A 13,539-nucleotide genomic window follows, 5' to 3' on the forward strand; every position below is an offset into this window, starting at 1 on the left:
ATGACAAGTCAGACGCGACACCGGCATGCGTTGTCAACGCTGCAGCGCAGCGGCGTAAACTGATACACCAGAACACCAACCATTATTGGAAGCCGGCGCCCATGTTCTGCCTTGCCGGCCGCCGCCAGCCTTGTCCGGCTCAACCTCCCGGCAGATACAGCGGCATCGAATCCTCCCACCGGCTGTCCGTGAGGATGCGCTTGCCGCTGCCGTCGGCGTTCATGATGTAGATCTGCCCGTACTGCTGGAAGGTCTGCTCGTACAACGCCGCCTCGTCGCGGAAGCCGTGCTGCGACCCGCTCCACAGGATGCGGCCGTCCGCGCTCCACACCGCGTGCCCGTCGCTCGACGGGTGGTCGGTGCAGCGGAACAGGCCGCTGCCGTCAGGCCGGATCGTGTAGATATCGTAGTTGCCGTCGTCGCCGCGGCGCGTGAACACGATGCGTTTGCCGTCCGGCGACCAGCCGGGCAGGTTGTCCAGCCCTTCGGTCAGCACGCGTGCCTTGCGCGTTTCCAGGTCGAGAACGCGCAAGCCCTTTTCCTTGGCACCCCACACACGGTAGACCAGCTCCTTGCCGTCCGCCGAATAGCTGGGGAAGCCCGAGTGCAGCGTGCCGTCGGTGAGCTGCTCGGCGCCGCTGCCGTCGCGGCGCACGCGCCACAGCGCGGCGGTCATCGTGTTGCGTTCGGCGAACCAGTAGCCCAGGCCGAACGCGATCCATTCGCCGTCCGGCGACCAGGCCGGCTGGAAGGCGCCGGCCAGGCCCATGCGCACCTTCGCCAGGTCGAGGCCATGGCCTTCCGATTCGAAGACCTTGCGCTTTTCCGACCCGTCCGGCCGCATGATGAACAGCGAGCTGTTGCCCAGCTGTTTTTCCGTAAACACGATCCAGCCGTCGCGCGACATCTGCGGATACACATCCACGTGGCGATAGTCCCAATTCCTGTCCCAGCTGAACAGCGGCTTGAACAGGGGGCGCACCGGCTTGAACGACACCTTCTCGTAGATCACCGACGTGCCGTCCGGCGTCCAGCTGGGCGAGCGCAGGAAGGCCTGCTTCACCGGCGCCCGGCCGGACGTGTAGGCCAGGCCCTCGTTCGGGCCGTACTTGACCAGGTAGCCGATCTCCGTGGCGTTCACGTATTGCGGCTGCAGCTTCAGGTCGGTGCCGGTCGTGTGCTCGATTCTTTCTCCGCTGGCCACGTCCACGGACACGATCTGCGAGTACGCCTTGCCGATGTAGTTCGGCCGGCGCGCGCCCCAGGTGGCCTCGACGGTCATTTCGTAGAACACGATGCGCTTGCCGTCCGGCGACCATTGCGGCGACCCGAGGCAGTAGCCTGGCCGCGTGGCCACCTTGCGCAAGCCCGTGCCATCCGGGCGGACGATGTAGATGGAGAGTTCCTGCGTGTGTTCCCAGCCGTGGCCTTCGTCGTGGCCGGTCCAGCCGGTGTCGCGGTCGCTGGAGAAGGCCAGCCACTTGCCGTCCGGCGACCAGGAGGGGCGGAAATAGCCGTCCGGCTTGTTGTCATCCTTGCCGCGGATCTTGCCGATCCCGGTCAGTTGCCTCAGGCGCCCCGTAGTCATGTCACGCAGCCAGACGTTTGTGCGGTAGCCATTGGCGGTGGACACGAACGCCAGCATTTTCCCGTCCGGCGAGAGCACGCCGGTATCGTCCATCGCGTCGTTCGTCACCAGCGGCTCGATGCCGCTGCCGTCCGCGCGGGCGCGGTAGATATCGGACTGGCCGTCGCCGCGGCGTTCGGACGTAAACAGCAGCCATTTGCCATCGGGCGAACGGCTGGCGTTGTATTCATACGCGGTATCGGGCAGCAGCTTGCGCTCGTTGGAACCGTCGAGGTTCGCGATATACAGTTCCGAGATCGACGGCGCGATCCGGTTCATCAGCATCACACCCTTCTTCTTTGCGGCGTCGGAGGCGCCTTGCGCCCATGCCATGCCTGCCAGCGGCATCTGCGCCGCGGCCGCGGCCGAGCCAAGCAGGCGAAGGATTTTTCTGCGATCCATTTGTTCTCCTGATAATAATTATGGGGTCGACGTTGCGTCTCCGGCGGGTCACCGGACGTCAGGTCGGGCCGGTGATCGCACCGGCCCTGGCGGAGAGTATGGCGTGCGCGCGTGGGCGAAGTCTTTGAACAAAAGTGAAGTTCGCTGGCACTTTTGTGCAGCACGGGCGGGGCGTGCACCGCCCGTGCTGCTCCTACTGCTGCTGCCGCGAAGTGATCCTGAACTGGCTCGGCGCCTGCCCCACCTCCTTGCGGAAGAAGCGGGTGAAATACGCGGCATTCGAGAAGCCCAGCCCGAAGGCGATCTGCTCCATCGACATGTCGCCGAAGATCAGGTTGCGCTTGGCCTCCGTGATGATGCGGGCATGGATCATCTTGGCCGGGCTTTGACCCATGGCGGACGCGCAGGCGGCGCGCAGCTGGACCAGCGATACGGCCAGCATCGACGCATAGTCCTGCAGCGCCAGGTTCTCGCGGTAGTGCTGCTCGATCAGGTCGCGGAAGCGTTCCGCCAGCCGGATGTCGTTGCGCGAGCCCGCTTCGCCTTCGGGATGTTCCAGCTCGGTGCCGCGCGCCAGCATCAGCAGCAGGGAAGTGAGCAGGGCTTCGGTACCCGCCACGTGGCCGAGCGGTTTCTCGGCCACTTCCCGTTCCAGCTTGCCGACCACGTCGAGAAAACCGCTGGCGGCGTCGCGGGCGTAGGAAAGGGGGATCACGCGGGGCTGGGCCCACAGCCGGGTGAATTCGCGCAGCTTGGCGTTCACCTGGCTCAGGTACGAGCGCTCGATGGTGACCACCCAGCGGTCCACATCCATTTCATAGTCCAGGCCATGCACGCTTTCGGTCGGCAGCAGCAGTGCGCACGGGCCTTCGAAGCGCACGCTGGAGCCTTCCAGGTTCATCACGCCGCAACCGCTGCGCACGAAGATCACCTGGCCGTAATCGGGATGGGCATGCGGCGCGGTGCGCCACCGGCCCCGGTCCGTCACGTGACCCACGTTCACGAACCAGCTTTCCGTCTCGGGGCGCTCGACGTACAGCCGCACTTTCGGCACGGTCGTCAGCGTCATTTCATTACCCGAGTGATGTTGACGTTTTGTTATCGCACTATGTGTCATCTTGTCTCCTTGGCGGGTCCGTGCCATTCTAGGCCCGCATCGGCGCGGGCTCAATGGCCGGGGCGGCCCGATTACTGAAAAGTGACAGTGAATCTGCTATTTGTGCAGAGACGCCGGACAACACAGCGAATACGCTGGATTGTTCACAACGACAATGGAGACGGCCGGCATGACGCGATTCTTGCGCAGGACTTCCGCATGGATTTCGCTGGCGGCCGTGCTGGCCAGCGCAGATGGTTTCGCGGCCGAACTGGTCTATGTCGGCACCCAGGCCAGCCAGGTATACGCGCTGCGCTTCGACGCCGGCAGCGGAAAACTGGCGTCGATCGGGACCGTCGCCGAAGGCGGCGCGCCGACCTGGGTGCTGGCGCATCCCCGCCTGCCGGTGCTCTATGCTGCCGACAACGCAAAAGAAAAGGACGGCAAGGTGAGCGCATACGCTGTCGATCGCGCCACGGGCGCTCTCGTGCGCATGGGGGACGCGCCGGCCGGAGGGAGCGGCACCACGTACCTGTCGCTGGATGCGGCGGCAACGACGATGTTCGCGGCGAATTTCGGCAGCGGCTCGGCATCGAGCATTGCCGTCAACGCCGACGGCGGACTTCGCGGCCTGGTAACGACGCTGCGGTCGGCCGGCTCCGGCCCGCACCGCCGCCAGGGGAGCGCCCACGCGCATTCCGTCGCCATCGATCCTTCCGGCCGCTACGTGCTGGTGCCCGACCTGGGCGCGGATCGCGTATTCATCTATGGGTTCGATCCCGGCAGTGGTGCGCTGGTCCCTGACGATGCGGCACGGCCCCGTTCGTTCGCGGCGCCACCTGGCAGCGGCCCGCGCCACCTGGCGTTCGGCGCCGGCGGCGTCTTTGTCTACGTGCTCAACGAACTGGCGGCGGAAATCATGACCCTGCGCTGGGATGCGCAACATGGCGGGCTGGCGCCGGTGCAAACAGTGCCTATTTCCAGCGCCGGCTTCCAGGGCAATAAAAGCGGTTCCGAAATCGCCGCCAGCCCGGACGGGCGGTTCGTCTACGCGGCCAACCGGGGCGAGCATGCGCTGCAGGCATATCGCGCCGATGCCGCGACGGGCCAGCTGTCCCTGGTACAGCGCATCCCGTCCGGCGGCGAAGTGCCGTGGGGCTTCGCGCTGCATCCTTCCGGGAAATGGCTGTTGGTGGCCAACCAGCGCAGCGGCAAGGTCGCGCTGTTCGGCATCGATGCCGTCACCGGCATGCTGGCGGCAACCGGCCAGGCGGTCGACGTGCCGAGTCCCGTCAGCATCGCCTTCGTGCGGTGACCCGCCAGCGCAGGCAGGGCAGGAAAGGACAGGAAAAGACAGGAAAGGCGGCCCATGACGGCCGCTTTTTTCTTGGCGGGTTCCATGGCAGGGCGGCCCGCGAAAAATGCCAGCGAATCTGAATTTTGTGCAGAGACGCGCCACCGCCCATCCCATATTCTGGCTACTCGATACAACACTTCAGCGAAGCGCCGTGCAAGCCGCGCCGCTGGCCAGAACAACCAAGGAGAACACGTTGGCCAACAAGGTAAAACTCAAGATCGCTATCGCAGAACATCCACATACCTCGGCCATCCGCAACGGCTCGATCCCGATCGAGGGCGTGGATGCCGAATTCGTCACTGTCCAGCCACAGATCGGCGCCTTCCGCCGCATGGTACGCGACGTGGAATTCGATGTCTGCGAACTGGCGCCGACGACCTACATCATCGCCCGGGCCTATGGCGCGCCGTTCGTGGCACTACCGATTTTCGTGGTGCGCCGCTTCCACCACGGCGGCCTGCTGGTGCGCCCCGACGCCGGCATCGAGCACCCGAAAGACCTGGAAGGCAAGCAGGTCGGCGTGCGCGCCTATTCGGTCACCACCGGCGTGTGGACGCGCCAGGTACTGATCGACGAGTTCGGCCTGGATTCCTCGAAGGTCACCTGGGTGGTGGACGATGAAGAACACGTCACCCAGCTGAAGCTGCCGGAAAACGTGATCCATGCACCGGAAGGCAGTTCGCTGGCCGACATGATGGCCAAGGGCGAACTGGTGGCCGGCTTCGGCGGCGCCGCGGGCATCGGTCGCACCGGCGCGCCGACCGGCGGCTGGAAGGAAGTCGAGGCCGATTACCCGGACCTGCTGCCGAACGCGGCGGAAATCGAGAAGGAATACTACGCCCGCACCGGCGTGTATCCGATGCACGGCACCATCGTCGTCAAGGATTCGGTGCTGGCCGAGCACCCATGGGTGGCACGCTCGATCTACGACGCCTTCGCGCAGGCCAAAAACGAATGGCTGGCACGTTTGGATGCCGGCGAAGCGAACAGCGCCGGAGACAAGAAATACCGCGAGCTGCAGAAGATCGTTGGCCACGACCCGCTGCCGTACGGCCTGCAGGAAAACCTGAAGACCATCGAGACGCTGGAAGCCACCGCGTTCAAGCAGGGCCTGACGCCGCGCCGCATGTCGATCGGCGAACTGTTCGTGGATCCACTGGCAACGCCGTCGGCCAACAACTAGACAAGAATCGACAGACAAGAACCACCAGGAGACCAACAACATGATCATCGATTGCCACGGCCACTTCACCACCGTCCCGAAATCGTTCCGCGACTTCCGCGCCAAACAGGTGGAATTCGCCAACGACCCCGTCAACGGGCCGAAGCGCGAGGAATCCTTTGTATCCGACGACGAGATCCGCGAAGCGATCGGCCACGGCCAGCTGAAGCTGCAGCGCGAGCGCGGCAGCGACCTGACGCTGTTCTCGCCGATCGCCGGCCTGATGAGCCACCACCTTGGCAACGAGCGCACCAGCCTGGAATGGGCGGAAATCTCGAACGACCTGGTGCTGCGTGTCACCCAGCTGTACCCGGACAACTTCGCGCCGGTCTGTCAGCTGCCGCAATCGCCCGGTGCCGCGCCGGCCAACAGCATTCCCGAGTTGCGCCGCTGCGTGGAGGAGCTGGGCTTCGTCGGCTGCAACCTGAACCCGGATCCGACCGGCGGCTACTGGACCGGCAAGCCGATGACCGACCGCGAGTGGTATCCCTTGTACGAGGCGCTGTGCGAACTGGACGTGCCGGCGATGATCCACGTGGCCGCTTCGTGCAACCCGTGCTTCCACGGCACCGGTGCCCATTACCTGAACGCCGACACATCGGTCTTCATGCAGGTATTGCAGTCGGACCTGTTCAAGGATTTCCCCACGCTGCGCTTCGTGATCCCGCATGGCGGCGGCGCGGTGCCGTATCACTGGGGCCGCTATCGTGGCATGTCGCTGGAGATGGCCAACCGGCCCCTGGAAGGGCTGCTGGACAATATCTTCTTCGATACCTGCGTGTATCACCATCCCGGCGTGGAGCTGCTGACCAAGGTGATCCCGACCGACAACGTGCTGTTCGGCTCGGAGATGATCGGCGCCGTGCGTGGCCGCGACCCGAACACGGGCGAATACTTCGACGACACCAAGCGCTACCTCGATGCCTGCGCCGCGCTGACCGGCGAAGACCGCTACAAGATCTTCGAAGGCAATGCGCGCCGTGTCTACCCGCGCCTCGATGCGCGCCTGAAGGCGCGCGGCCAGTAATCCGGACAGGCGCAACCTACCGCAACCAGAATACAGAGAGACAGGCATGACCTACCAGATCGTTGACATCCATCCCCACATCATCTCCGACGACGAGCAGGCCTATCCGCCCGCGCCGCTGTTCGGCAAGCGTTCGGAATGGTCGCAGGAACGCCCGACGACGGTCGAGACGCTGATCGCCGCGATGGACGAAGCCGGCGTGGCCAAGGCCGCCGTGGTGCACTCGTCGACCACCTACGGCTTCGACAACAGCTACGTGGTGGACGGCTGCGCGAAATATCCGGGCCGGCTCGCGGCCGTCGGCTCCGTCGACGTGCTGCAGGAAGATGCGCAGCAACGCATCCGCGAATGGCGGGCACGCGGCCTGGCGGGCCTGCGCCTGTTCACCGGTGGCAGCACGAAGGAATTCGACCCCAGCGAGCTCGATGATCCGCGTGCGTTCCCTGCCTGGGAACTGTGCGCCGAACTGGGCTTGCCGATGTGCATCCAGACGGGACCCGTCGGCCTGCCGCAGGTGACCGCGCTGGCGAAACGCTTCCCGAACGTGGCGATCGTCCTCGATCACCTGGGCCGCCCGGAAGTGGCGGACGGCGCGCCGTACGCGAAAGCGCAAAGCCTGTTCGACCTGGCATCGCTGCCGAACATCCACCTGAAGCTGACGCCGCGCATCTTCGGCGACGTGCGCAAGGGCGACGCCCGGCCGGACACGTTCTTCCCGCGCGTGGTCGAGGCGTTCGGCGCGCAGCGCATGGCCTGGGGATCGAACTTCCCCACCTCGCCGGGCACGCTGGCCGACATCCTGGCGACCGCGCAGGAAGGACTGGCGAGCCTGAGCGAGGAAGATCGCGAATGGATCTTCAGCAGGACTGCGTTGACCCTGTATCCGGCGCTGGCCTGACGCGTGCATCGAGAAGCAACCGATAACAATGTCCGCTAAAAAGCGGACGGATGGAGACCGATCACATGACGTCCGATCACCCAAAAGCCCCCGCGGCATTCAATCCCTGGCCGATCCTGGCGCTGCTTGCCGTCGGCCTGCTGATTTCATTCATCGACCGCACCAGCCTGTCTTCGGCGCTGGCCGACAAGAACTTCGTCAAGGAGTTCGGGCTCACCAGCGTGGAGCGCGGCTGGCTGAACTCCACGTTCTTCTGGTCGTACGGGCTGTTCCAGCTGGCGATGGGATGGATGGTGGACCGCTACGGCGTGAAGTGGCCGTATGCCGTGTGCTTCACCCTGTGGTGCGTGGCCACGGCGCTGACCGGCCTGGTGTCGACACTGGGCGCGTTGATCCTGATGCGCCTGATCGTCGGCGCGGCCGAAGCCATCGTGATCCCGGCCAGCTACCGCTGGATGGGCAACAACTTCGCCGAGAGCCAGAAGGGCTTCGCCGTCGGCATCTTCGCGATGGGCGGCAAGATCGGCCCGGCCATCGGCGCGCCCATCGCCGCGTGGTTCATCGTGCAGCACTCGTGGCAGCTGATGTTCGTGGCGACCGGCCTGGCCGGCCTGCTGTGGCTGGCGCCATGGCTGCTGATGTTGAAAAACGATTATCCGTCGAAGGCCGAACTGGTGGTGCGCAAGAAGGCGGCGGCCTCGATCACGGTCGGCAGCCTGCTGGCCAGCCCGGTGGTTTGGGGCGGCATGATCAACAACTTCTGCTACGGCTACTTCACCTTCTACTGCATGGCGTGGATGCCGGCCTACCTGGTCGAGCAGCGTGGCCTGTCGTTGACGAAGTCGGGGCTGTACACGTTCTTCAGCTTCGTCGGCATCGCCATCGTCGCCACCATCGCCGGGTGGGCTGCGGACCGGCTGATCGCCCGGGGTCGGGATGCGGTACTGGTGCGCAAGAGTTTCGTCGTGACCGGCTTCATCGGCGGCACCACCGTGCTGCTCGGCGCCTATGCGCCCACGCTGGAAATGGCGCTGTTCTGGAACGTGCTGTCGCTGTCGCTGCTGGGCCTGGCCACCGCCAACAACACCACGCTGTGCAAGCTCACGCTGATCCCGAAGCAGGCAATCGGCCTGAACACCGGCCTGCAGCAGGTGGCCACCAGCCTGGCCGGCGGCGTCTCGGCGAGCTTGTCCGGGTGGCTGCTGCACGTGGGCGGCAGTTACCGCCTGCCGATGATGGCGATCTTTATCTTCCTGATGATCGGCGCCGGCAGCACGGTGATCCTGCTGCAGCGCAAGTGGGCACCGAAGGTAGCGGACCCTGCGCCGGCAGCCCCGGCGCCGCAGGAAGCGCTGGGCAGAAGCTGAGCGGTGTCGTCAGCCGTCACACGGCAATCATAAAAACCTATAACACGAGGATCAACATGGCAAAGATCGTATTCGGCATGGCGGTGCCCCACAGCGGCATGCTCGGCCAGGCACCGGAAGACTGGCTGAAGAACGGCGAGCGGGACCGGAACAACCCCGAACTGTGGTTCCGCAACCGCACCTGGACCTACCCGGAACTGGAAGCGCACCGCGAGGCGGCTTTCGAACCGTATCTCACCATCGAGGAACGCACCGCGCGCGCGGAACGCTGCCGCGCCGCGCTGGACAGGATGGCCGACGCCTACCGCGATGCCGACATCGACGTAGCCATCATCCTGGGCAAGGACCAGAAGGAAATCTTCACCCAGTTCTCGCCGTCTATCGCAATCTACAGCGGTGCCGAGGTGCACAACGGCCCGCCGCAGCGCTCGGTCTACGCGCCAGACCATCACGTGACGCACCAGTGCCACCCGGAGCTGGCGCAGTACCTGATCAAGGCCTTCCAGGCCGAGGGCTTCGACCTGACCGACCTGTTCGCGTGGCCGGACAACGTGTGGATGAAGCCCCTGCCGGACTACCCGGTGGCGCCGCATGCCTACAGCTTCGTCTACCACCAGATCATGGACGACAATCCGCCGCCGCACGTGCCGGTCATCATGAACTGCTTCTATCCGCCCACGCAGCCGTCGATGGCGCGCTGCATCGAGTTCGGCAGGGTACTGCGCGACGCCATCAAGGCCTGGCCTGCCGACGTGCGGGTGGGCATCTTCGCCTCTGGCGGGCTGTCGCATTTCGTCAACGACGAGGAATTCGACCACCGCGTGATGAAGATGCTGGCCGACTACGACTACGACGGACTGGCCGCCGTGGAAGACGGCTACTACCAGTCGGGCACTTCCGAGATCAAGCTGTACGTCAGCGTGATGAAGGCCATGCAGGATACCGGCGCGCCGATGACGCTGGTGGACTACGTGCCGTGCTGGCGCACCGCCGCCGGCACCGGCGAAGGCATGGGCTTCATGTACTGGCGCGCCGGGTAGTCGGTATCACCATCATCAAACATAACGAAGGACTATCATGAGCAAGGAAACAAAATGAGCCGCCTGAACGGCATCATCCGCGCCTGGGAACAGGGCAAGCCGGCTTTCACCGCCTTCTCCAAGATCGACAGGCAGAGCGCGATCGACATGAGCGAGGCACCCTACGACGGCATCGTGTTCGAAATGGAGCACAACCCCTACGACGTGTCGGCATTGGGCGATGCGCTGCAGTACCTGCTGAACCGCAGGCAGATCGCCGACGCCGGCTCCGTGGCCCCGGGTGTCACGCCGCTGGCGCGCATCCCGGCCAACGGCGTGGAAATGAACCAGTCCTTCGCCAAGCAGGTGCTGGACCGCGGCGTCTACGGCGTGATCACGCCGCACGTCGCCACCGTCGAGCAGGCCTATAACGCGGTGGCATCGTGCCGCTACGCCCGGCCAAAGAACGCGCCGCTGTACGAGCCGAAAGGCGTGCGCGGCGACGGCCCGGCCAACGCGGCCCGCTACTGGGGCCTGACGCAGCAGGAATACTATGCGAAGGCCGACGTGTGGCCGCTGGCGCCGCAGGGCGAGATCCTGGTGGGCCTGATGATCGAGAGCACGCAGGCCATCGGCAACCTGGACGACATGCTGGCCAACGTGCCCGGCATCGGCTTCGTGCTGATCGGCGAGGGCGACCTGAGCCAGGAACTGGGCCTGCCGCGCCAATACGAACACCCCGAGGTGCTCGATGCGATGCGCCAGATCGTCGAGACCTGCCACAAGCACAAGGTGGTGGTGGGCAATCCGCACGTCACCGCGAAAAACTACGAGCGCCTGCTGGGCGAAGGCTACAAGTTCCTGATGTCGGCCCCGCAGCGCAGCTACGGCGTGATCGGCAAGGCGCGCGACATGGCGGGCTACTGACATGAACGGCGCCGAAAGTCTCGTCGATACCCTGGCAGGGCAGGGCGTGGACATCTGTTTCGCCAACCCGGGCACGTCGGAGATGCACTTCCTCAAGGCGCTGGAAAATCCGCGCATGCGGAGCGTGCTGTGCCTGTTCGAAGGCGTGTGCACCGGTGCAGCGGACGGTTACTACCGCATGAAGGGCACGCCGGCCTCCACGCTGCTTCACCTGGGGCCGGGCCTGGCGAACGGGCTGGCCAACATCCACAACGCCAAACGCGCCGGATCGGGCATGGTCAATATCGTCGGCGAACATTCGGCGGCGCATCTGAAGTACGATCCGCCATTGATGTCCGACATCGAGGGCCTGGCACGCCCGCTGAGCCACTGGGTGCGCCGCGTCGACGGGCCGCATACCGTGGGCTGGGATGTCGCCACTGCCGTGGCCAAGGCCAGCGAACATCCGGGCCAGATCGCCACGCTGATCCTGCCGGGGGACGCTTCATGGCTGGAGGCGGGCAATGTTCCCGCGCTGCCGCCGGTACAACCCGCCAGGGCGAAGGCGCCTGAAGCGGCACGGGTCGAGCACATCGCGCGCGTGCTGCGCTCCGGCGAGCCCACGCTGATCGTGCTGGCCGGCCGCGCCACGCGTGGCACGGCCTTGGAGCTGGCCGGCCGCATCAAGGCCGCCACCGGCTGCCGCCTCGCCACCCAGTTCTTCACCGCGCGCATCGAGCGCGGGGCAGGACGCGTGTCGCTGGAACGCATCCCCTACGCGGTGGGCCAGGCACTGGAGTACCTGAAGGGATTCAGGCACATCATCACGGTGGAGACCACCGAGCCGATCGCGTTCTTCAGCTACCCCGACAAGCCCAGCCTGCTGAAGGCGCCCGGTACCGGCGTGCATGCGCTGGCCGAAGTGGACGAGGACAGCACAGCGGCGCTGGCCATGCTGGCCGAGGCGCTCGATGCCACGCGCACTGCACCCGTGCTGCAGGCACGGGCCGAAGCCATCGTGCCGAGCGGCACGCTGGGCCCCGCCACGATTGCCCAGGCGCTGGCCGCGGCGCTGCCGGAAAACTGCATCCTGGTCGACGAATCGCTGACCACCGGCCGTGAAACCATGGGCCTGACGGTCGGCGCGGCGCCGCACGACCTGATCAACAACATGGGCGGCTCGATCGGCTACGGCACCCCGGTCGCCACCGGCGCGGCACTGGCCTGCCCTGACCGGCGCGTGTTCTGCATGGTGGGCGACGGCAGCGCGATGTACACGATCCAGTCGCTGTGGACCCAGGCGCGCGAGGGCCTCGATATCACCACCATCATCTTCGCCAACAACAGCTACGCGATCCTGAAGCAGGAATACGCCAACATGGGCGCCGGCGCGCCGGGCCCGCAGGCGCTGGCCATGATCGATATCGACCGCCCGCGCATCGACTGGCTGGCGATGGCGAAGAGCATGGGCGTGCGTGCCGCCGCCGTCGACACGGCCGAAGCATTCCACAAGGCGATGGTGGATTCGGCGCGCGAGCCTGGACCGGCCCTGATCGAGGTTCGCCTGTAATTCCCATCAAACTAAGAGGAGCGATATGACTACCGACCTGACCGGCGTGCCGACCTTGCGCGTCAACCTGTCCGAATACGCCGTGACGAAGGCCCTGCTCGACGGCCGCGTGACCTCGGACATCGTGAAACTGGATTTCTGCGGCCCCACGCCGGCCCACAACGGCTTCAAGGCCATGGTGCGCGAAAATGCCTTCGACGCCGGCGAGCTGGCGATTGTCACGTTCCTGCAGGCGAAAGCCTACGGCAAGCCATATGTGCTGCTGCCGGCGCCGATCTCCGGCCGTTTCCAGCACCACTGCGCCGGCTACAACAGCGATTTCGGCCACCTGGACCCGAAGGACATCGAGGGCAAGCGGGTCGGCGTGCGCACCTACACGCAGACCACCGCGCTGTGGATCCGCGGCATCCTGCGCCACGAGTACGGCGTGGATCTCGACAAGGTCACATGGATGACGCTGGGCGACGGCCACCTGGCCGAGTACACCGACCCGGCCAACACCGAGCGGCTGCCGAAGGGTGCGTCGATCCCGCAGATGATGCTGGACGGTGAGCTTGCCGCCGCGCTGCTGGGCGAAGACATGCCGAAAGACCCGCGCGTGAAAACGCTGGTGCCGGATGCGCATGCCGCCGCGAAGGACTGGTTCGCGCGCGAGGGCGTGGTGCCGGTAAACCACTTCTTCGTCGTGCACGAAGAGGTGTCGAGGCAGCGGCCGGACATCGTGCGCGAGCTGTACCGGATGATCGGCGAGGGCCGCGAACAGGCCGAATCGATTCCCGCCATCTTCCCGCCGCTCGGACTGGAGGCGAACCGGAAGGGCCTGCAACTGGCGATCGACTGGGCACTGGACCAGAAGATCATTCCGCGCCGGCTGTCGGTGGAAGAGCTGTTCGACGATGTGACGGGGAGCCTGGCATAAGCGCTGCGGGAAAACGTTGACGATGCCGCGTTCGGTCCGCGTTCTCGCGGACTGCGCTGCCGCAACCGTCCTCACCCGGGGAACTGATGGGCAGCCCATACCCGGGGCACTGCGCAATGCAGTGCTTTT

11 protein-coding genes are annotated in these 13,539 nt (G+C 65.6%); 9 read left to right on the forward strand and 2 right to left on the reverse strand.

Annotation, left to right across the window (positions count from 1 at the left end; all coding sequences use genetic code 11):
• Window positions 1-139 precede the first annotated feature (139 nt).
• The gene (locus GJV26_RS23635) at window positions 140-2,029 is read right to left on the reverse strand and encodes a TolB family protein (RefSeq protein WP_155711120.1); all 1,890 of its coding nucleotides are present in this window, start codon (window positions 2,027-2,029) and stop codon (window positions 140-142) included.
• Window positions 2,030-2,222: 193 nt separating this feature from the next.
• Entirely contained in the window at window positions 2,223-3,098 is an 876-nt protein-coding gene (locus GJV26_RS23640) for a helix-turn-helix domain-containing protein (protein ID WP_229419410.1), read from the reverse strand.
• A 217-nt stretch (window positions 3,099-3,315) separates the two neighbouring features.
• Between GJV26_RS23640 and GJV26_RS23645 the strand changes: the two genes are divergently transcribed.
• The 9 genes from GJV26_RS23645 (at window position 3,316) to GJV26_RS23685 (ending at window position 13,410) form a co-directional block, all read left to right on the forward strand.
• The gene (locus GJV26_RS23645) at window positions 3,316-4,440 is read left to right on the forward strand and encodes a lactonase family protein (protein ID WP_155711122.1); all 1,125 of its coding nucleotides are present in this window, start codon (window positions 3,316-3,318) and stop codon (window positions 4,438-4,440) included.
• A gap of 235 nt (window positions 4,441-4,675) precedes the next feature.
• Complete coding sequence (locus tag GJV26_RS23650; protein ID WP_155711123.1) at window positions 4,676-5,665, forward strand: PhnD/SsuA/transferrin family substrate-binding protein; 990 nt, start codon at window positions 4,676-4,678, stop codon at window positions 5,663-5,665.
• 40 nt (window positions 5,666-5,705) lie between these two features.
• Entirely contained in the window at window positions 5,706-6,731 is a 1,026-nt protein-coding gene (locus GJV26_RS23655; protein WP_155711124.1) for an amidohydrolase family protein, read from the forward strand.
• A 46-nt stretch (window positions 6,732-6,777) separates the two neighbouring features.
• Window positions 6,778-7,629 (forward strand): amidohydrolase family protein, encoded by an 852-nt coding sequence (locus GJV26_RS23660; protein ID WP_155711125.1) that lies wholly within the window; start codon window positions 6,778-6,780, stop codon window positions 7,627-7,629.
• 65 nt (window positions 7,630-7,694) lie between these two features.
• Window positions 7,695-8,996 (forward strand): MFS transporter, encoded by a 1,302-nt coding sequence (locus GJV26_RS23665; protein WP_229419411.1) that lies wholly within the window; start codon window positions 7,695-7,697, stop codon window positions 8,994-8,996.
• 56 nt (window positions 8,997-9,052) lie between these two features.
• Complete coding sequence (locus tag GJV26_RS23670) at window positions 9,053-10,036, forward strand: DODA-type extradiol aromatic ring-opening family dioxygenase (RefSeq protein ID WP_155711127.1); 984 nt, start codon at window positions 9,053-9,055, stop codon at window positions 10,034-10,036.
• Window positions 10,037-10,090: 54 nt separating this feature from the next.
• The gene (locus GJV26_RS23675; RefSeq protein WP_155711128.1) at window positions 10,091-10,942 is read left to right on the forward strand and encodes an HpcH/HpaI aldolase family protein; all 852 of its coding nucleotides are present in this window, start codon (window positions 10,091-10,093) and stop codon (window positions 10,940-10,942) included.
• Between the two features lies 1 nt (window position 10,943).
• Entirely contained in the window at window positions 10,944-12,491 is a 1,548-nt protein-coding gene (locus tag GJV26_RS23680; RefSeq protein WP_155711129.1) for an acetolactate synthase large subunit, read from the forward strand.
• A 25-nt stretch (window positions 12,492-12,516) separates the two neighbouring features.
• Entirely contained in the window at window positions 12,517-13,410 is an 894-nt protein-coding gene (locus GJV26_RS23685) for a substrate-binding domain-containing protein (protein ID WP_155711130.1), read from the forward strand.
• Window positions 13,411-13,539 lie beyond the last annotated feature (129 nt).

Source organism: Pseudoduganella dura (assembly GCF_009727155.1).
Classification (GTDB): domain Bacteria; phylum Pseudomonadota; class Gammaproteobacteria; order Burkholderiales; family Burkholderiaceae_D; genus Rugamonas; species Rugamonas dura.